The organism is Paenibacillus sp. NFR01 (assembly GCF_900111565.1).
Lineage (GTDB): Bacteria > Bacillota > Bacilli > Paenibacillales > Paenibacillaceae > Paenibacillus_AQ.
In genome coordinates this window covers 1,167,753-1,187,845 of the sequence record NZ_FOIK01000001.1, presented here as the reverse complement: position 1 = coordinate 1,187,845, position 20,093 = coordinate 1,167,753, and the positions used below count along the sequence as shown (strand labels likewise).

The window sequence follows — 20,093 nt, the reverse complement described above, 5'->3', positions numbered from 1 at the left end:
TGCTGAAAGACAAGGGAGGGCATATACATATAGCAAGGCGCTGCCCTGGCAGACGGCCGTTAGCGATGGCGTATAAGGGGGAATGAGTCATGGGAATAGGTCCGGATCCGGAATGGATGTTTGATCTGACCGGAACGGTGATACCGATTTTTCTGATCGTGGTGATCGGCATTATCGCAGTTACGGCCGGAAGGGGAATATTTCAATGGAGCCGGAACAACAGTTCCGCGGTCCAGACTGTCCCCGCACGTATTGTCAGCAAGCGCAGCGAAGTCCGCCAGCGGCAGTTTCAGGACGATGCGCCGTTTAGCCAAACGACAACAACCTACTTTTTAACCTATGAGACGGCAGGCGGCACACGGATGGAATTCAAAGTGGACGGCAGCGAATACGGCATGAGCGTCGAAGGGGACCGTGGCATGCTCACCTATCAGGGGACGCGTTATCACGGCTTTGAACGGTTGCCCGGCTATTTAACGGCCAAATAACGGCTTCTTGGTTTACAATCCTCTATCATCCTTGTACAATCCCCTTGTTTCCGGTTTTCGGAAGAAGGGGATATTTATGTTGTGCAAGAAATTGAAAGGATGGGTTGCAATGACATATTCGAAAAAAACAGTAATCGTTACCGGCGCGGGACGCGGTATCGGCAGTGCCGTCGCTGCCGCTTACGCGCAAGAAGGGGCGAATGTCGTCATCGCCGAAATCGATGAAATCGCAGGACAAAAGACAGCCGCATCTATTTCTGAAAACGGCGGAATCGCCGAATTCATCCGCTGCGATGTCAGCCGGGAGGCCGATATCGCGCAAATGGTGCAGGAGTCCGTTCGCAGGTTTGGCACCGTCGATATCCTGATTAATAACGCCGGCATCGCAAACGCACATCAGGCATCGTTCTATGAGCTTTCGGCAGAGATGTGGGACAAGGTGATGAATACGAATGCACGGGGCGCTTTTCTAGCAACCCGCGAAGCCGCCAAGGTCATGCGAGGCAATGCCGCCGGCGGTGCGGTGGTGAATATTTCTTCCACCCGCGCGCTGATGTCAGAGCCGGACACGGAGGCTTATGCGGCGTCGAAAGGAGCCATTTCGGCATTGACCCATGCCACGGCAGTCACGCTGGGACCGGATGGCATTACGGTGAACTGCATTTATCCCGGCTGGATTGAAACCGGAGATTACAGCGGACTGCGGGAGATCGATCATCTTCAGCATCCGGCTGGCCGCGTTGGCAAACCGGAGGATATCGCACGCGCCTGCTTGTATCTGACAAGCCCGGAGAATCGCTTCGTTACAGGCGCACAACTCGTCGTGGATGGCGGAATGACGCGGAAAATGATCTATGCGGAATAAAATTTGAGCCGCCGCCCGGAAAATGTCTGGGCGACTGTCACCTCTTAGGCGGATGCACATACAATACAGCGAGCAGTTAAGAACTGTATTGAATGATGACAAGGAGGAGTACGCGTGGCTGTCATCAAGGCGAACTCGGAGGATGTGAAGGTGCTGGCGCGCCTGATGCGAGCGGAAGCGGAAGAAGACGGGGACGCCGGCATGCTGATGGTGGGAAATGTCGGTGTGAACCGCATTCTCGGCAATTGCCTGGACTTCAACAATATCCGCAGCATCAATGATATGGTGTACCAGAGTCCCGGCGGCTTTGAAGCGCCGACCAAGGGGTATTTCTATCAGCGCGCCCGTGAAGCCGATATCCGGCTGGCCCAGCGTGCCATTAACGGTGAACGGACCCGGCCGGCAACCAATGCCCTGTGGTTTTTCCGCCCGGTCGGCGATTGCCCGGCAACCTGGTATAACCAGACGAACTCAGGCCGCTACAAAGCGCATTGCTTCTTCATTCCGACGCAGACCGATTGCCCTAGAGTGTATTAACCACATCCAATTTAGGAGGTTTCAGCTCAATGATCGTTCAACCTTACCGCCCCATGACGTATATGATGGGAACGCCGGCCCATACGGGTATGGCTCCGATGGGAACAATGCAGACCGGTTCTGCACCAATGGGTTCTGCACCAATGGGTACCACGCCGCCGCAAGTCACAAGCGGCAGCCCGATGACACCGGGAGGAACCGTCGTATCCACGCCGGCCCCGGTTTACGAACAGTCGTACATCGAGAATATTTTTCGCTTGAATCTGGGCAAGGTCGGCACGTTCTACTTTACTTACGAGAACAACAAGGAATGGAATGCCAAAATCTATAAAGGCGTTCTGGAAGCGGCCGGACGCGACCATATCATTATCAGCGACCCCGTAACCGGTGTGCGCACCGTGCTGCTGATGATTTATTTCGACTATGCCACGTTTGATGAACCGCTGAAATACCAGTATCCGGGCGTGATCGGCAATCCGGTTACCCGTAATTGCCGCTAAGCAGAAGCACCAAAACCATACGATAGCTCTATGAAACGGCATTCCCCCTTTAGAAAAGGAGGTCTGCCGTTTTTACTTGTTTGCTTGAAAAGATTGGAGGTATGATGGCTTGGTTTTTATGTAAGGACACGCATGCTTGCGGGAAGACCCCGTATATTTATATAATATCTATATATTTTTAATCCGTGATTCCAGTCAGGAGCTGAATGCAATTGGGAAATTGACGATGATTTCGAAAGGTTTAAGCGGCGTGAAGAATGCCGACATTCTGAAAAAACGAAGGAGGTGGGCCTATCCGTCCGAAGCGTTCGCGGCGGATAGGAGTGCAAATTGAGTGACCCCTTACCCGGTATATTACATTTAATTCTTATTTTATTATTGGTGCTGTTCAACGGTTTTTTTGTTTCGGTGGAATACGCGATGGTGAAGGTGCGCAGCGGGCGCATTGACACACTGATCGAGGAAGGCAGCAAAAAGGCCCTGGCGGCCCGGGCCGTCCTGAATAATCTGGATGCTTATCTCTCTGCCTGCCAGCTTGGCATTTCACTCGCTTCACTTGCGCTCGGCTGGCTTGGCGCACCCGTTATCGAGACGGTGGCTGAGCCGTTTTTTGCCGGGCTGGGCATGGGCGATACCGCAGTTTACGTAATCTCGCTGGTCCTTTCCTTTATGCTGATTGCCGTGCTGCACATCGTGCTCGGGGAGCTTGCTCCGAAGACGATTGCCGTAAACAAGGCGGAAACGGTGCTTCTGCTGACCTCGGGCATCATGAATGTTTTTTATAAACTGATGTATCCTTTTATCTGGGTGGTAAACGGGCTTGCCAGCATCCTGCTTCGCGTCTTTCGACTTTCGCCGACTTCGGAGCTGGCCACTGCGCATACGGAGGAAGAAATCCGCATCATCATGCAGGAGAGCAATAAAAGCGGGCTGATCGACAATACGGAGCTGACGCTCGTCGACAACATATTTGAATTTGCCGATACGATGGCCAGAGAGATCATGATTCCCCGCACGGAGATGATTTGCCTCAACGTCCACTTATCCCCCCAGGAGAACGTGGAAATCGCGTTTGAAGGCATGCGGACACGTTACCCGGTCTGCGATGGCGACAAGGATCACATTCTCGGCTTCATTCATATCAAGGATCTGATCAAAGACGGGGAAGCCGCTTTCGGAAAGCTGATCCGGCCGATCCTTACCGTTCCGGAATCGATCCAGATCAGCGCATTACTCAAAGTGATGCAGCGCGCGAAGACGCAAATTGCCGTGCTGATCGATGAATACGGCGGCACCTCCGGGATGGTTACGCTGGAAGATATTATGGAAGAAATCGTCGGGGAAATTCAGGATGAGTTCGATGAGGAGCGTCCGGCGATTGAAACGCTGGGGGAGGACGAATACTCCATTGACGGCCTGATGCTGATTGAGGAGATCAACGGGACCTTCGGTCTGCATATGGAGACGGACGATTACGATACCATAGGCGGCTGGCTGTACTCCAAGCTGGAGGTCAATCCGCCGCAAACCGGCCAATCGTACGAATTCGACGGGCATTTGTTTATGGTTGCGGAAACGGAACAGAAGCGGATTTCGCGGATCAAGCTGATGAAGCTGCAGTTCCTTTCCGAGGAAGCAGGCGCGTAACAAAGCTGATTGGAATATAAGGCACGGCGTGGATTTGTTCACGCTGTGCTTTTTTTAATTGCGAATTCCAGAAATTTGGCAGCAGTGAAGCCGATTCGTTGCGTTTGAAGCTGGGTAAAGGAAGGTTAAATCGTACCGTTCTATAAATCATTATTGGAAAGGAGGGGGGCCATTGCCATACCATCATGAGCATTACAACAATCTTCTGGTCCTCTTATCCGTTCTCATCGCCTTTCTTTCTTTATTTACCGCGCTTGATCTGGCGGAACGTTTGGCTCGCAAACGCAAAGGGCCGTTATTCATTGCCCTGAATGCATCGGTGATGGGACTCGGAATGTGGTGCATGCATTTTATTGGAATGCTGGCCATGGATCTGGAGGTTCCGGTTTCGTATAATCTGCTTTTACTGGCGGTATCGCTCGTTGTGCCGCTCGCGGCTTCGGCGCTCTTGTTAATGCTGATTAACCGCACGCAGACTCGCAACCGGGCTGCTTTAACCTTTGGCGGCGTGCTGCTCAGCGGAGGAATTCTTGTGATGCATTATACCGGCATGCTGGCGATTATTGTATCGGCCGAGTACCGGCAGAGTGCCGCGTCCATTATCGCTTCCGTGCTTTGTACACTGGTTGTCCCGGCAATGGCGATGGCGTTCCGCCCGGAATGGCTGGCCAAGCCGTATAATATGCTGTCTACGCACAAAATGCTGTTCGCAGTCATCCTGACCGCCTCCCTGGTCGGAACGCATTACACCGCGATGACCGGGGCATCGTTTGTACCGAACCGGCAACCGGTAGAACCCGGAACAAACCTGGTGCTGGACGAGACCGTATTCAGCCTGGTGCTGAGCGGGACCTTCATCCTGATCGTCGTCATCCTGCTGGTGTTGCTGTACCGGGACCGTAGCAAAGTGCTGTCCTCCGCAAAATTTAACGAAGAGCGTTACACGGCGCTTTTTGAACATAGTCCAGACATGGTTATTTGCCTCGATCCGGCAAAGCAAAAGATTATCAGCGCCAACGCTTCGCTGCGCGAAACGACGGGATATGGCAAGGAGGAACTGCTGGACTATAAGCATATCCTGGCGGATCGAACCGACGAGGCCCGCCTGAAGTCAGCCGTGAAGCTGGCGGCGCTGGGACAGTCTTCAAAGCTGGAGGCGAAGATCATCACCCGCGCCGGAAATGTGCTCGTATGCAGTTTGACCGTGTTTCCGGCCGGCACCAAAACCATGCGGCTTGTTTATATTGTAGGCGAGGACATTACGGCACTTGCCGATTATCAACGCGATCTGATTATCGCTAAAGAGGCGGCGGAAGAGGCGGCCCGGGTGAAGGGGCAGTTCCTGGCAACGATGAGCCATGAGATTCGAACCCCGCTGAACGGCATTATCGGGATCAATCAGCTGCTCACGGACGAGTTGACCGATGAGGGTCAGCTGTCGCTTCTGGAGCTGCAGAACCGGAGCAGTCAGGCCCTGCTCGGCGTTATGAACGATCTGCTCGATTTATCCAGCCTGCGGGCAGATGAGCTTAAGCTGAAGCGAGGCGTTTTGAACCTGCCGGAGCTTGTGCAGCAGAGCATAGAACTCTTTGACGCATGTGCCGCGGAGAAAAATATAACGTTGCACCTGGAGTATCAGGCATCGGGCACAGGCCGGTTTATCGGGGACGGCGTACGGCTGCGGCAAGTGCTCGTCAATTTGATTGGAAATGCCGTGAAGTTTACTTCCAGCGGTTCCATCCGGCTGCGGGTGGAGCCTCTGGGAATCGCCGCATCCGGCGAAATGCTGAAGTTTAGCATCGTGGATACAGGAATCGGGCTTGATCCAGAGAAGCTGGACCTGCTGTTCAAACCTTTCTCTCAGGTAGACGCCTCCTTTACGCGCAAATATTCGGGACCTGGACTTGGCCTTGCCATCTCCAAGGAGCTCGTGGAGCTCATGGGCGGATCGATAGGGGCGGAGCAGGCGCCGGGGGGCGGGGCTTTATTTAGCTTTACGGTGCCGCTTCAGCCCGTGCTTCATGCGGTGGATGAAGCACAGGAAGAACAATCGGAGGCCGAGGAGGAATTTTCGAACGAAGCCGTATAAGCGGGGTTTGCCAACGGGAGAGCTTTGATATTATAATTTTAAAGTAATCCAAATTATTCAGAGGTCCCCAGCGGCGGACGGAAAGGAACCCAACTTGAGCTCAAATAAGCCCAAACGCGCCCCGATTCCCCAAATGAGCAAGCAGGAAAGACGCAGAGTCGAGCAGGAGCAACAGAAACAAAAGACACGGATCTGGGTCATCGGCACCATCGCTCTGGTAATCGTTATTTTTGTCGGATTATTTCTTTTAGCTTCCAAGGATACGAAGGAGCCGACGGCTTCGGCAGAACCGGTAACCATTGACTACTCGGGATTGCCGGTGCTCGGACAAGCGGACGCTCCGGTCAAAATTGTGGAGTTCGGCGATTTCAAATGCCCGGCCTGCGCACAGTTTACCGGCGTGATCAAGCCGCAAATCGTACAGGAATATGTTACCCCGGGCACAGCCGCATTTTATTTCGTCAACATGGCGTTTGTCGGCGCAGACTCGACGACCGCTTCTCTGGCGGCGTTGTCCGTCTACCATCAGAACAGCGAGGCGTTCTGGACATATTACGATGCCATTTATGCCAATCAGGGGGACGAGAACAAAGAGTGGGCAACCACCGATTTCCTCGTAGATCTGGCCAAAAAGCAAAACCTGCCGGTCGATTACGATCTGCTGCGCAAAGATATCGAAGAGAAAACCTATAACAGCGAACTGCAGACCGATATTCAAAAAGCATCAAATGCCGGCGTTCAATCCACGCCAACCTTGTTCATTAACGGCGTAAAGGTTGCTGAACCGTTCAATATGGAAGCGATCGATGCGCAAGTAAAAGTCGCTGCCGCTGCAGCAGAGGCCAAGTAGATGGGCTTCCGGGAGTTTTGCCGCCGTCACTGTCTCTATCTCGCCTGGTTTGTGTCCATTATCGCCGTGGCGGGAAGCCTGTATCTCAGCGAAGTGCTTCATTATGAGCCCTGCAAGCTGTGCTGGTTCCAGCGCATCTTTATGTATCCGCAGCTGTTTCTGCTCGGAATCGCGACTTACCGGGGAGACAAGCGGATTATCCCGTACGTATTGCCGCTCACCATCGTGGGTGGAAGCATCTCCGTCTATCATTATGCGCTGCAAAAGATTCCGGGGCTTGAGCGAATTTCGAACTGCACCATTGGTGTTCCTTGCAGCAAAGATTATTTGAATTACTTCGGATTTATTACAGTTCCGCTCCTTGCACTTATTGCATTCGTACTGATCACGGTCCTGCTATGGTTCGGCCGGGAAAAAGAGGAAGCCGATAGCTAAGATTCGTCACAAAAAACGTCCAAATCGCTCTAAAATCACGGGAACAAGGGATAATGAAAGAAAACGACACATCCTGTTATCTCTGATCTTAGATTTAAGCGATTTGGATGTTTTTTCATTTTTTTCACCGCTTTACTGAAAACCCGTTGTAGACTAATATTAGTCCTTGTGAGAAGTTGAATATTCGCTGAATTTCCCGCAAGGGAAAACGGGGGAACCAAATTGGCGAAAGCTGCCAACGGGGTGAATCGGTCCAGGCTAAACCAGCCGGATCGTAGGGCTACCACAGCCCGAATCCGCCAGCTAACCTCGTAAGCAACGTGGGATAATGACCATGCGATTAAGCATGCGGATTTATTTCCGTATGCTTATTTTTGTTTGTCATTTATGAAATGAAGTGATGAAATGAATGAAAATCACGCATTTCAACTTAAAATCAGAGAGGAACTGTTACTACAATGGTAAGCAAGGTAAAAAGACTTTTGATCGGCCGTCCGATGAAATCCGACGAGTTGGATCATGAAAAGTTATCCAAGGTGAAAGCACTGGCTGTTTTGTCTTCCGACGCGCTATCGTCAGTTGCCTACGGAACGGAACAAATCTTAATCGTGCTGGTAGCGGCCGGTTTTACCGCTATATGGTACTCATTGCCAATTGCATTAGCCGTATTGGGCCTGCTGGCTATTCTGATTTTATCTTACCGTCAAACCATTTTCGCCTATCCGCAAGGCGGGGGCGCATACATCGTATCCAAAACGAATCTGGGCGTTCCGACCGGGCTTCTTGCCGGCGGCTCGCTGCTCGTCGATTATATCCTAACCGTTGCGGTAAGCGCCTCGGCGGGAACCGACGCCATAACGTCGGCGTTCCCGAATCTGCACAGCCATAGCGTTCTTATTGCCGCTACCGTCATTTTGATTCTGACCATCATCAATTTGCGCGGCGTCACCGAGTCGGCTTCCTTCATTATGGTGCCGGTCTATCTCTTCGTTGTTTCGATTCTCGTAATGATCGTAGCCGGGTTCATCAAATATGCCACTGGCGGCGCCCATGCGCATGTGCCTGAGATCGGCACGGCCGTATCGAACGTCAGTCTGTTCCTGCTGCTGAAGGCGTTCAGCTCCGGCTGTTCCGCGCTTACCGGGGTGGAGGCGGTCTCGAACGCCATTCCGAACTTTAAAGTGCCTTCCGAGAAAAACGCGGCAAAAACGCTGGCTATGATGGGCGTGATCCTCGGCATCATGTTCACCGGAATTACGCTGCTGGCCTATTGGTACGGCATTACGCCGGATGAAAAAGCGACGGTGGTTTCGCAGATTGCCGAATCGACCTTCGGCCGCGGCGGTTTGTACTTTTTCATCCAAGGCATTACGGCTGTAATCCTGTTCCTGGCTGCCAATACAGCGTACTCGGCGTTCCCGCTGCTGGCCTTTATGTTTGCCAAAGATAAGTATCTGCCGCATGCCTTTATGGTCCGCGGCGACCGTCTGGGCTTCTCTAACGGGATTATTTTTCTCGGCGTGTTATCGGCGCTGCTTGTAGCGGCTTTCCACGGCAATACCGAAGGGTTGATACCGCTCTACGCCGTCGGCGTATTCATTCCGTTCACGTTGTCCCAGCTGGGCATGATGGTTCACTGGACGAAGCTTAAACCAAAGGGCTGGACGAAGAAATTCGCCGTCAACACTGTCGGTATGCTGACAACGCTGACCATCACCCTGATTTTTATCATTACCAAATTCTCAAGCGTGTGGATGGCATTCATCTTCCTGCCGGTCGTCATGTTTGTTTTCCACCGTATCCACCGTCACTATCTGAACACCGCGGATCAGCTGCGGATTTGCCTGGCGACCGATAAACCGGTCATTAAAGGAAGTACCGTGGTCGTGCCGATTTCGGGCGTAACCCGGGCCGTGCTTCATTCCATCAGCTATGCCAAATCGCTGACCGATAACGTGGTTGCCGTCTATGTCGGCTTTGATGAAGAAGAGATCAATAAGCTTGAGCAAAAATGGGAAGAGTGGGACCCGGGCGTACGCCTGATCGTCCTGCGCTCGCGTTACCGCAGCGTCCTTCGCCCGCTGGTCCGTTTTATTGATACGGTGGAATGGAAGACCGCGTCGACCGACCATATTACGATTCTGATTCCGCAATTTATCACAAAGCATTGGTGGCAGGCGATCCTGCATAACCAGACCAGCTTGTTTATCCGCTCGTACCTGATGAATCAGAAGGATATCGTAGTGGCAACCGTGCCATACCATTTGCACAAATAGTCATCATTCATTGATATATATACAGCCGCTTCCTTTGGGGGAAGCGGCTGTTTTTTTGTAAGATGATGAAAAGAATAAACTTTAGAGTTGACATTAATAATGAGAATCAATATCATTTAACTGAACGAGACAAAACAAGCTACATACTACTTGGAGGGATCATGATGTTTTGGGTACAGACAAATAAAAAGCGGGGCATGAAGCTCGCGCTGACCGGAATTATCGCCATGACGTTGTTGTTGTCCGCCTGCGGAAATAACAATAGCAATAACGCAAGTAACGCGAATGCAAGCACGAATGCCTCGCCGACGGCCTCGGCGGAAGCTACCGCCGCACCGGCAGAAACCGCTGCTCCTGCAGAAGCGAAGACGGTAACGGACGCTATGGGCCATCAAGTAACCGTACCTGCCAACCCGCAGCGCGTCCTGGCTTCTTATCTGGAAGATTATCTGGTTACGCTCGGCGTCACGCCTGTGGCGCAGTGGTCGGTTACAAACGGCATACAGGATTACCTGGCGCCTGCCCTCAAGGATGTTCCTACCATCAGCTACGACTTACCGCTGGAAGCGGTAACCAGCTTCGCGCCGGATTTCCACATCGTGCAATCCGAAGGCACCGTGCAGAACGGGCTGTATGACCAGTTGAACAAGATTGCTCCTACTTATGTGCTGGGCGACGAAATCAGTAAAGACTGGCGCGCATCGCTGCGCAAAATCGGCGAACTGCTGAACAAAAGCGACGCAGCGGAGAAAGCCATTGCCGACTATGATCAAAAAGCGGCCGACGCCAAAGCCAAGCTGACCAGCGCCGTGGGCGAACAATCGGTAGCCATTCTCTGGCTGGTGCAAAAAAACTTCTATATCGTGGATAACACCCGTGCGAGCGGCGCGGTATTGTACGGCGATCTTGGCCTGCAACTGCCGAATCTCGTAACCGAAATCCCGGAAGCCTCCCGCGCGACCTGGAATCCGATCACGCTGGAGAAGTTGGCTGAATTGACGGCCGATCATATTTTCCTGGTGAACAGCGACAAGGCTCAGGGCTCGGATGTGCTGAACAGCGCGATCTGGAAGGGGATCCCGGCTGTTAAAGCAGGCCATGTGTATGAAATGAGCGCCGCCAGCTCCTGGTTATACAGCGGAGCATACGCCAACAACCTGACGATCGACGATGCGCTTGCGAATCTTGTGAAATAATCCTCCCGCATGTGGAAAAAGTAATGCAGGTGCTTGTATCTCGATACAAGGCCTGCATTTTTTGTAAATCGAATGTGAATGGATGAAGGCCAAGACTGGGCAAGTTCACCGTAAATTGTTATAATCGGTTAATGAGAATGAGTTGCACTATCATTAGGGTGATAGATGTTATCAATTAGAGTCGAAGCATAGATTAGGGGAACGTCAATGGTAACGTCACAGAAAACCTCACAAGCAAGAAAACCGGCGGATGAGAGCATGATCCGTTCCAAACCTGCGGCGGCGATTCTGATTCTAATCGGCGGGCTAGCTGCGATAACCTTCGGACTGGCGTTATCGGTGTCGGTCGGGGCCGTCGACATCAAACTGGGCACCGTATGGGATGCGGTCTTCCACTTCCATGCGGATTCGCAACAGCATCAGGTCATTCGCAGCCTGCGCATTCCCCGCGCACTCACGGGGGCGCTGGTCGGGGCGTGCTTCGCAGTGGCCGGCGCGATCATGCAGGGCATGACGCGCAATCCTTTGGCGGATTCGGGCCTCCTCGGCCTGAATGCCGGGGCCAGCGCCGGTCTGGCGCTGGCTTTCGCCCTGGCGCCGACATTGTCGTTCAGCTATATCATGCTGTACTGCTTCCTCGGCGCCGCGGTGGCGGCGCTGCTCGTTTTCGGCATCGGCTCGCTGTCGCGCAGCGGGATGACGCCGCTGCGCCTGACGCTTGCCGGCGCCGCCGTCAGCGCCTTGCTGCTGGCCGTCAGCCAGGGCGTGGCGATTCTGTTTCACCTATCGCAGGACATCGCTTTCTGGATGGCCGGCGGCGTAGGGGGAGCGAGCTGGAAGCAGCTCCATTATATTTTTCCATGGACAGCCGTTGCGCTGGTTGCGGCCATGATGATATCACGGTCGATTACGCTGCTCAGCCTCGGAAAAGATGTCGCGGCCGGGCTCGGCCAGCGTACCCGGCTTGTGCAGACCGCCGGAATTCTGATTGTCATCATCCTTGCCGGCGGCGCTGTATCGACCGTCGGTCCAATTGCTTTTGTCGGGCTGATCATCCCGCATATTACCCGTTATCTGGTCGGGTCGGATTACCGCTGGATTATTCCTTGCTCCGGCGTGCTTGGCGGCGTCCTGATCGTGTTTGCAGATATCGCTGCCCGGATGGTCAATGCACCGTATGAGACGCCGATCGGCGCGCTCATCGCCTGTATCGGTGTACCGTTCTTCATCTACCTGGCCGGTAAGCGGAAGGGGGGAGCGCTGTGAGCGGGCGAAAGCCGTTATCTCCGTCAGCGAAACGCCGCTCCCGTGAAAGCGCGGTCGTTACGCTGCTTGCCGTTATCATCCTTATCATGTTCCTGGTCAGCATGAACACCGGGTTAATCCGGCTGTCTCCCATGGACGTCATACATACCTTGCTTGGCAACGGAACCGATAAACAGAAGCTGATCCTGTTCGATTTCCGCTTGCCGCGCATCGTTATCTCATTGCTGGTCGGTGCGGGTTTGGCCGTGTCGGGCTGCATTTTGCAAGGGCTGACGCGCAATGCGCTGGCCGAACCGTCCACGCTGGGCATTAATGCCGGTGCGGGTCTTGCCGTTATCGTCTTTATTTCGTTTTTCCCGGCTGTATCCTCGGCTCCGGTATTTGTATTGCCGCTGCTGGCGCTCGCCGGCGGTACGCTCGCAGCCGTCTTTGTTTATGTATTGTCGTTTCGACGCGTTGACGGCTCCTCGCCGATCCGGATGATCCTGATCGGGATCGCCGTCGGCGCAGGCATTTATGCCATACAGATGATTTTGTCGCTGAGATTGGATCCGCAGAACTACCAGTTTGTCGCTATCTGGCTGGCCGGCAAAATCTGGGGCGGCGACTGGCGGTTTGTGCTGGCTCTGCTTCCCTGGATCGTAATCCTTCTGCCGTTTGTTTTTTATAAAGCGAGAGTACTTAATGTGCTTAATCTTGGCGACGAGACTTCAGCCGGGCTAGGAATGCCAGTCGAACGGGAGCGGCTGCTCCTGCTGGGTGCGGCGGTCGCCTTATCCGGGGCGTGCATCTCAGTCAGCGGCGGAATCGGCTTTGTGGGCCTGATCGCGCCGCATTTGGCCCGGCGGCTGGTCGGACCGCGCCACCAGGCTCTGCTGCCGGCTTCGGCACTGACGGGAGCATTGCTGCTCCTTACCGCGGATACGCTTGCCCGCTGGATTCTCCAGCCTGCCGAGATTCCGACCGGCATAATCGTTGCGCTGATCGGGGCGCCTTACTTTTTATACTTATTGGCCAAATCCAAAGCCTAATCGATATCGAAGGAGTGAACATGATGTCAGAACGCTTAAATACGGAACAACTGACGATTGGATATGCAGAGGCAACGATTGTGGAGGGATTGAACTTAACGTTGCCGACCGGGAAAATTACGGCGCTGGTGGGGGCAAACGGCTCCGGAAAATCAACGATTCTAAAGACAATGGCGCGCATCATGAAGCCGAAAAGCGGCAGCGTGCTGCTGGACGGCAAGTCGATCCACAGCCAGTCGACCAAAGAGGTAGCCCGCCAATTGGCGATTTTGCCGCAGAACCCAACCGCGCCGGACGGACTTACGGTATCCGAGCTTGTGGGTTATGGCCGTTATCCGCATCAGAAGGGCTTCGGCACACTGACGAACGAAGACCGCAAAATCATTGAGGATGCAATCCGCCTGACCGGTATGGAGGCTTTCCATGACCGGCCGATCGATCGGCTGTCGGGCGGGCAGCGGCAGCGGGCGTGGATCGCGATGGCGCTCGCGCAGCAAACGGATATTCTCTTCCTTGACGAGCCGACGACATTCCTGGATATGGCGCATCAGCTGGAAGTGCTGCAGCTGCTTCAGAAGCTGAACAATGAAGAAAACCGCACGATCATTATGGTTGTTCACGATTTGAACCACGCCTCGCGTTATGCGCAGCATATGGTAGCGATCAAGTCGGGAACGGTAGTCAGCGAAGGTACGCCGGAACGTGTCATGACACCGGAAGTGCTTCGCGAAGTCTTCGGCATCGAAGCGGATATCGTACCGGATCCGCGTACCGGCGTTCCGCTGTGTCTGCCATATGAGCTGGCTTCGTATAAAGCTGTGGGAATGTAAGCGGCACGATGCCGTGGGAATCAGAAGTTCAGGGAACGGGGGTATCGGGATGTACGAGGAGCAACTAAAGGATATCGCGGTTAAATTTGATTTGCATCTGCGGCGGCCGGCGGAAGCACTTTATTCCTTCCACGCGGCGGAATTGTTGGACGAAGCCGGGATGCGGTCGTTTGCAGAAAGCTACAAGCCGCTGATGAAAGCCCTCGACGCAGGGGCGGTTGGCGCCTATTTTGCGGGGTGGCTCGCCAGCGTCGCGCTCGCGGTGCAATATTCGCTGTCTTTTTATCCGGCGGTTCCCGTCATCGCTTTATCGGACCTGGACATCCATTTGATCCCGGCCGGCACATACTGCCGGATTGCTTATTCCCTGAGGAATCTTCGGATGGAGGCGGCACCGGAGGATCCGGAAGCACGCGCTTGCTGGCGCGACCGGCTGCTTACGGAATTGTACCGTGACACGATTGGGCCGCTGTTTGAGACGATGACTGTCGTCAGCGGTCTTCCTGCCGGTGAGCTATGGGGGCAGTTTCCCTCCAAATTCAATTATTATCTTGAGATGTTTGCAGCCGGCAACGACAACACAAAGCAGGTGAAGCGGCTTCAAGCCGATTACGAAGCGCTCAAGGGCAAGCTTCCGGGCGAAATCTTCGGACTGCGACGCAATCCCTTTCAGGTCCAGGTTCGCTGGATCCAATCGCTGGCCGATCCGGAGCAAAAGGTGCAGATGAAAACCCGCTGCTGCCTTTATTACCGCACTGAAGGCGGAAGCTGCTGTTTTACTTGTCCGCGCCTGAAGGAAGAGGAACGCGAACGCCAGCGGACGGAGTACCGGCAACTGGCTTCCGCTGCACCTGCAACCGAATAGAAGATGTCCGCAGGCTCCCGTCATTGACAAGGGAGCCTGTTCGTTGTTACAGTTGGGGTTGCGATAGCGCAATGGATGCGCTGAATGTGATGGGAATTATGGGGATACAACAACTTAATTAATGGGATTAAGGAGTTAATGAAATGGATATTGCCAACCTGTATGAAGAACTGAGTGCGCTGGTTCCAGGCAGCAAGCTGAAGATGCATGAACCCTTGAAGACGCATGTCTATACCCAAATGGGCGGGACAGCGGATTTGTGGGCGGAGCCTGCCAGCTACGCAGAGATTGAGCGGATTGTCGCGTACGCGAAGGAGCGGAGCCTGCCGCTTACGGTACTGGGTAATGGCTCCAATGTAATCATCCGGGACGGCGGGGTTCGCGGTATTGTACTGCAGACGTCCGGGCTGGAGCATATTCGTACGGAGGGCCAATGGGTGGTTGCCCAGTGCGGCGCTAAGATCATCGACGTCTCGCGCTACGCGCTGGAGCAGCGGCTGAGCGGACTGGAATTTGCCTGCGGCATCCCGGGAACCGTGGGTGGTGCACTCTACATGAACGCCGGCGCTTACGGCGGGGAAGTAAAGGATGTGCTGCACAGTGCGCTGGCAGTCGATCCGGAAGGCCGGATCATAGAGCTGACCGCAAACGAGCTGGCCTTTGGCTACCGGAAAAGCTTGTTCTCCGGCGGCGAGTATGTCGTGCTGGAAGCCCGCTTTGCATTGACACCGGGCGATCCGGCTGTCATCAAGGCGAAGATGGACGATTTGACCTTCCAGCGCGAGTCGAAGCAGCCGCTGGAGTATCCGTCCTGCGGCAGCGTCTTCAAGCGGCCGCCGGGGCGCTTTGCCGGCCAATTGATCCAGGAGAGCGGCCTGCAGGGCACCCGGATCGGCGGGGCCGAAGTCTCGCGCAAGCATGCCGGTTTTATTATCAACGCCGACAACGCAACAGCAAAGGATTACATCGGGCTAATCCAGCATGTCCGTGAGACGGTAAACGGTAAATTCGGCGTAATGCTGGAGACCGAAGTCGAAATTATCGGCGAAGAATAACCAGGGGAGCCGCGTAAATGGATCTCGCGGACCGATAAGGCAAACAAGAGCCGTGGCAACTGCCGCGGCTCTTTGCTTTTCCAAAAATAAATTATTGGGCTTCTTCAACCGACAGTGCGTAATTGCCCCGATCGGTATGCAGTTCAGTGTAATTCCCGTCCATTCCGCCGATGCGAAGGCCGTGGAGGGCGATTTCATAACTTTGCTGCGGCAGCGGGACCAGCTCCCCTTCCTGATTCAGCGTGCTTCCGGAGCCCCGCAGAATCAAAGCGCTGTCCAGATAATCGTCGAGCACATCGTCCGCGTCCCGGTATTCCACCGCATCCAGCTTGAAATGAACGGTATCCAGGTCGTTCAGCTCTTTTTTCTCAATCTTGACGGTATGTCCCGATTGGCTTTCCAGCCAGTTCTTCAGCGTTTGCACAGACTGTTCCACTCTAGATCCCATCCTTGTTTGGCAAGTTGTCACTTTTAAGTTACCCCATAGCGCGAAATTGAATCCATATCCAAATGATCGTTCATCCTGTTAAACATTTGTCAGTTGTCAGGATGGGCGGGGCATGGTATAGTACAAACGCTAGAGCGCATCAAGAAGAATTCTGTGCATCCGCGCAGGAGAGGTTCGCAAACTCCCTCTATAAAAAACTAACGCGCTTCCGCATGTACGGGACGAGTCTGTCTGCGTGCGGGAGAGTTGAAGCTTGGTAGAGCCATGTTTTCGAAATCTCATTCTTCTTTCCCGATTAAGGCGTGGAGCCAAGGAAAAAGGAAGGGGTTTTTTGTCGTGTCAGAAGGAAGATTGCCAGAGGAAATGAAAGAGGTGACCCTGCTGGGAAATCAGGGGACCAAGTATTCGTTCAGCTATGACCCGGGAATTTTAGAAGCTTTTGACAACAAGCATCCCGGACGGGATTATTTCGTCAAATTCAATTGTCCGGAGTTTACGAGTCTTTGTCCGGTAACGGGACAGCCCGATTTCGGAACGATGTACATTTCGTACATTCCCGACGTGCGCATGGTGGAGTCCAAATCGTTGAAGCTTTATTTGTTCAGCTTCCGCAATCACGGGGATTTCCATGAAGACTGCGTCAACATTATCATGAATGACCTGATCGCACTGATGCAGCCGCGGTATATCGAGGTGTGGGGTAAATTCACGCCGCGCGGCGGCATTTCCATTGATCCGTACTGCAACTGGGGACGTCCGGGGACCAAATACGAGGCGATGGCCGAGCACCGGCTGATGAACCATGACCTGTATCCCGAGAAAGTGGACAACCGCTAAAGGCGGCGTCGAGAGGAGCGTAGACGGATGAATAAAAAAGCACTGGTTGTATTCAGCGGCGGACAGGACAGCACAACCTGCCTGGTCTGGGCGTTGAAGCATTTTGAAGAAGTCCAAGTTGTTACGTTTAATTATAATCAGCGCCACGCGGCCGAGATTGAAGTTGCCACCGCGCTGGCCGAGAAGTTCGGCGTCAGACAGCATATTCTTGATCTCGGGCTGCTGAACCAACTCGCCCCTAATGCGCTGACGCGCAGCGACATTGAAATTGCCCATGGGGAGGAAGGCGGCTTGCCGAGCACGTTTGTCGATGGCCGAAACCACCTGTTCCTGTCGTTTGCTGCCGTTCTGGCTAAGCAGCTGGGTTATGCCCATATTATTACCGGCGTGTGCCAGACCGATTTCAGCGGGTATCCCGACTGCCGGGACGTGTTCATCAAATCGCTCAACGTTACGCTCAACCTGGCCATGGATTATGAGTTTGTCATTCATACACCGCTTATGTGGCTGGATAAAAAGGAAACCTGGAAGCTGGCCGACGAGCTCGGCTATTTCGAAGAGATCCGCGAGCATACGCTGACCTGCTATAACGGCATCATCGGCAGCGGCTGCGGCGAATGCCCGGCATGCGAGCTGCGCCGGCGCGGCCTCGAGCAGTATGAAGCGGAAAGGGAGGCGCACCGGCATGCTTAACGAGGTTTCCGTTTGTAAAATCTTTACCTTTGACGCTGCCCACCAGCTGATCGGGCATAAGGGCAAATGCAGCAACCTGCACGGTCATACGTATAAGCTTGAAGTGGTGCTTAAAGGCGTGCCGGTGACCGAGCCCGGCCATTCCGACGAAGGATTCGTCATCGACTTCGGCGACATCAAGGCGCTGGTCAGACAAAGTCTGGTCGACCGGCTGGATCATGCCTTTCTGGCGAAAGGCGACGAGCCGGTGCTGGAGACGCTTCAAAGCAGCGGCTCCAAGGTGGCGCTGCTCTCGTTCCGGACAACGGTGGAGAACATGGCGGCTTACATTGCCTACAAGCTCAAACAGGCGGCTTTGCCGCTCTATTCGGTTAAGTTGTGGGAGACGCCGACCTCGTGGGCCGAGGTCCTTGCTGCCGATGTTCCGGCGGATGGGCCGTCATACCGTCTCCACGGAGGCTGCGATTGTGAGTAAAATTCCCGTAATTGAAATTTTCGGCCCCACCATTCAGGGGGAAGGCGCCGTGATCGGCGTAAAGACCATGTTTGTCCGCACCTACGGCTGCGATTATCGCTGCAATTGGTGCGATTCGGCTTTTACCTGGGACGGTTCGGCCAAAGCGGCGGTTCAGCAAATGTCACCGGAGGAAATCATGGAACGGCTGATCGAGCTGGGCGGCGACCGGTTCGAGACGGTGACGATCTCCGGAGGTAATCCGGCACTGATCGGCGGGGCGATGGCCGAACTTATCGGCCTGCTTCACCAGCGCGGCCTGCAGGCGGCGATTGAGACGCAGGGCAGCCGCTGGCAGGACTGGTTCTCTGACATCGACGCGCTGACGATCAGTCCAAAACCCCCAAGCTCCGGCATGCCGACCGATTGGGAAGTGCTGGACGAAATCCTGGCTAAGCTCAAGGATAGCGGCAAAAACAACCATACATTGAAGGTTGTCGTTTTCGATGAAACCGATTATGCCTATGCGCAAAACGTGCATGCCCGTTATCCGGACATTCCGCTGTTCCTGCAGCCGGGCAATGACGACGTGACCGAAGAAGGCGATATTTCCGCACGGCTGCTCGGGCGGCTGGAATGGCTCTTTAACCTGGTTATCGCCGACCCGGCCATGAACAGGGCGAGAGTGCTGCCGCAGCTGCACGCACTGATTTGGCATAATAAACGCGGTAAATAATATATAGACATTAAAACAGGCCCCGCTTTTTCTCGGAGCCTGTTTTTTTATCCTTGAAACGGAAGCGCCTGTCCCCGAAAGCCGTGCCAACCGCTGACATCACACTGTCCTTCGTTGTTGCGTCCCGCGGCAACCACTGTTCCGTCGACTTTAAGTCCCACGGTATGCGCGCTGCCCGCCGAAATCGCCACAATATTGCTCCAGCCGCCTACATCGCATTGGCCATGTTGATTCCACCCCGCAGCCAGCACTGTCCCATCTGACTTCAGGCCAACGGAATGATTGCTGCCCGCTGCAATTGCAACGATATTGCACCAGCCGCTTACATCGCATTGGCTTCGCTGATTCATTCCCGTAGCCGCTACCGTGCCGTCCGCTTTCAGGCCAACGGTATGAAGGTATCCCGCCGCCACCGCCGTCATCCCCTCCCAGCCGCTTACATTGCCTTGGCCATATCGGTTATTACCTGCGGATAACGCTGTGCCGCCCGATCGAATCCCGACGGTATGCCAGTCGCCTGCCGCGATCTTTACGATCTCGCGCCATTCGCCGATGTTGCATTGGCCTTCATTATTCCGGCCTACAGCCACCGCCAAGCCATTCGCTTGCAGGCCGACCGTGCGGCGCCAGCCCGCTGCAACGGCCACAATGTTGCGCCAACCGCTGACTTCGCATTGGCCGTATTTGTTCCATCCCGCAGCCACTACCGTGCCGTCGGCCTTCAAGCCTACGGTATGGGAGCTGCCGATATGGGCAGCCCCCGCGGCGATCGCTATAATCTCGCTCCAGCCGCTTACATTGCAAGGACCATATTTGTTATCTCCTACCGCTATCACGGTACCGTTCGACAGGAGTCCGGCAGTATGGCGGTAACCGGCAGCGACTCCGGCCGGCAGGCCGGCAGGTACGTTTCTGATCTGAGGCGTAAATTTTGCCATTTCGTTTCTCCTTCAAGCACCATAGTACCGCTAGTATTGCAGACCCCTAATGATTTT

The 20,093-nt window shown here is 54.3% G+C and carries 21 protein-coding genes and 2 riboswitches; of the genes, 19 read left to right on the top strand and 2 right to left on the bottom strand.

Annotated features, from left to right (window positions below; all coding sequences use genetic code 11):
* Nucleotides 1-89: 89 nt before the first annotated feature.
* The 15 genes from BMW84_RS05390 to murB all read left to right on the top strand — a co-directional run bounded on the left by BMW84_RS05390 (nt 90) and on the right by murB (nt 15,930).
* Complete coding sequence (locus BMW84_RS05390) at nt 90-488, top strand: DUF2500 domain-containing protein (protein WP_091065256.1); 399 nt, start codon at nt 90-92, stop codon at nt 486-488.
* Nucleotides 489-597: 109 nt separating this feature from the next.
* On the top strand, nt 598-1,353 hold the full coding sequence (locus tag BMW84_RS05385) for a glucose 1-dehydrogenase (RefSeq protein WP_091068091.1): 756 nt from the start codon (nt 598-600) through the stop codon (nt 1,351-1,353).
* Between the two features lie 114 nt (nt 1,354-1,467).
* Nucleotides 1,468-1,890 carry a cell wall hydrolase gene (locus BMW84_RS05380; RefSeq protein WP_091065254.1) on the top strand — a complete coding sequence of 141 codons (423 nt, stop codon included), beginning with the start codon at nt 1,468-1,470 and terminating at the stop codon, nt 1,888-1,890.
* Nucleotides 1,891-1,988: 98 nt separating this feature from the next.
* Nucleotides 1,989-2,390 (top strand): spore coat protein GerQ, encoded by a 402-nt coding sequence (gene gerQ / locus BMW84_RS05375; protein WP_254772936.1) that lies wholly within the window; start codon nt 1,989-1,991, stop codon nt 2,388-2,390.
* A gap of 330 nt (nt 2,391-2,720) precedes the next feature.
* Nucleotides 2,721-4,037 carry a hemolysin family protein gene (locus BMW84_RS05370; RefSeq protein WP_091065252.1) on the top strand — a complete coding sequence of 439 codons (1,317 nt, stop codon included), beginning with the start codon at nt 2,721-2,723 and terminating at the stop codon, nt 4,035-4,037.
* A gap of 172 nt (nt 4,038-4,209) precedes the next feature.
* The gene (locus tag BMW84_RS05365; RefSeq protein WP_091065249.1) at nt 4,210-6,126 is read left to right on the top strand and encodes an MHYT domain-containing protein; all 1,917 of its coding nucleotides are present in this window, start codon (nt 4,210-4,212) and stop codon (nt 6,124-6,126) included.
* Between the two features lie 94 nt (nt 6,127-6,220).
* Nucleotides 6,221-6,976, top strand: a complete 756-nt coding sequence (locus tag BMW84_RS05360; RefSeq protein ID WP_254772871.1) for a DsbA family protein — start codon at nt 6,221-6,223, stop codon at nt 6,974-6,976.
* Nucleotides 6,977-7,411 (top strand): disulfide oxidoreductase, encoded by a 435-nt coding sequence (locus BMW84_RS05355; RefSeq protein WP_091065247.1) that lies wholly within the window; start codon nt 6,977-6,979, stop codon nt 7,409-7,411.
* Nucleotides 7,412-7,586: 175 nt separating this feature from the next.
* Nucleotides 7,587-7,743, top strand: a riboswitch (cyclic di-AMP (ydaO/yuaA leader).
* Nucleotides 7,744-7,869: 126 nt separating this feature from the next.
* Nucleotides 7,870-9,687, top strand: a complete 1,818-nt coding sequence (locus tag BMW84_RS05350) for an APC family permease (RefSeq protein WP_091065246.1) — start codon at nt 7,870-7,872, stop codon at nt 9,685-9,687.
* Between the two features lie 161 nt (nt 9,688-9,848).
* A complete protein-coding gene (locus tag BMW84_RS05345; protein WP_254772870.1) occupies nt 9,849-10,883 on the top strand; it encodes an iron-hydroxamate ABC transporter substrate-binding protein in 1,035 nt (344 codons plus the stop codon).
* A 207-nt stretch (nt 10,884-11,090) separates the two neighbouring features.
* A complete protein-coding gene (locus BMW84_RS05340) occupies nt 11,091-12,149 on the top strand; it encodes a FecCD family ABC transporter permease (protein ID WP_091065242.1) in 1,059 nt (352 codons plus the stop codon).
* On the top strand, nt 12,146-13,180 hold the full coding sequence (locus BMW84_RS05335; protein ID WP_254772869.1) for a FecCD family ABC transporter permease: 1,035 nt from the start codon (nt 12,146-12,148) through the stop codon (nt 13,178-13,180). Before BMW84_RS05340 ends, BMW84_RS05335 begins: the two co-directional genes overlap by 4 nt.
* 23 nt (nt 13,181-13,203) lie before the next feature.
* Nucleotides 13,204-14,010 (top strand): ABC transporter ATP-binding protein, encoded by an 807-nt coding sequence (locus tag BMW84_RS05330; RefSeq protein ID WP_091065239.1) that lies wholly within the window; start codon nt 13,204-13,206, stop codon nt 14,008-14,010.
* 49 nt (nt 14,011-14,059) lie between these two features.
* Nucleotides 14,060-14,875 (top strand): (2Fe-2S)-binding protein, encoded by an 816-nt coding sequence (locus tag BMW84_RS05325; RefSeq protein WP_091065236.1) that lies wholly within the window; start codon nt 14,060-14,062, stop codon nt 14,873-14,875.
* 143 nt (nt 14,876-15,018) lie between these two features.
* Nucleotides 15,019-15,930: a UDP-N-acetylmuramate dehydrogenase gene (gene murB, locus BMW84_RS05320; protein ID WP_091065234.1), complete on the top strand. Its 912-nt coding sequence runs from the start codon at nt 15,019-15,021 to the stop codon at nt 15,928-15,930.
* 91 nt (nt 15,931-16,021) lie between these two features.
* Here the strand turns inward: murB and BMW84_RS05315 are convergent, their stop codons facing one another.
* Entirely contained in the window at nt 16,022-16,366 is a 345-nt protein-coding gene (locus BMW84_RS05315; protein ID WP_091065232.1) for a protein YmzB, read from the bottom strand.
* A 175-nt stretch (nt 16,367-16,541) separates the two neighbouring features.
* Nucleotides 16,542-16,585, top strand: a riboswitch (PreQ1 riboswitch).
* Between the two features lie 156 nt (nt 16,586-16,741).
* Between BMW84_RS05315 and queF the strand changes: the two genes are divergently transcribed.
* From queF to queE, 4 genes are read left to right on the top strand one after another with little or no spacing between them, the layout of a single operon-like run.
* Complete coding sequence (gene queF, locus BMW84_RS05310; protein ID WP_217646127.1) at nt 16,742-17,215, top strand: preQ(1) synthase; 474 nt, start codon at nt 16,742-16,744, stop codon at nt 17,213-17,215.
* A gap of 27 nt (nt 17,216-17,242) precedes the next feature.
* Nucleotides 17,243-17,908, top strand: coding sequence for a 7-cyano-7-deazaguanine synthase QueC (queC, locus tag BMW84_RS05305; protein WP_091065228.1), 666 nt, complete (start codon nt 17,243-17,245; stop codon nt 17,906-17,908).
* Nucleotides 17,901-18,383 carry a 6-carboxytetrahydropterin synthase QueD gene (gene queD / locus BMW84_RS05300; RefSeq protein ID WP_091065226.1) on the top strand — a complete coding sequence of 161 codons (483 nt, stop codon included), beginning with the start codon at nt 17,901-17,903 and terminating at the stop codon, nt 18,381-18,383. The genes queC and queD overlap by 8 nt, the downstream gene beginning before the upstream one ends.
* Nucleotides 18,340-19,098 carry a 7-carboxy-7-deazaguanine synthase QueE gene (queE, locus tag BMW84_RS05295; protein WP_175498757.1) on the top strand — a complete coding sequence of 253 codons (759 nt, stop codon included), beginning with the start codon at nt 18,340-18,342 and terminating at the stop codon, nt 19,096-19,098. The genes queD and queE overlap by 44 nt, the downstream gene beginning before the upstream one ends.
* Before the next feature lie 47 nt (nt 19,099-19,145).
* Here the strand turns inward: queE and BMW84_RS05290 are convergent, their stop codons facing one another.
* Nucleotides 19,146-20,036 carry an RCC1 domain-containing protein gene (locus tag BMW84_RS05290; protein WP_091065224.1) on the bottom strand — a complete coding sequence of 297 codons (891 nt, stop codon included), beginning with the start codon at nt 20,034-20,036 and terminating at the stop codon, nt 19,146-19,148.
* Nucleotides 20,037-20,093: the final 57 nt, after the last annotated feature.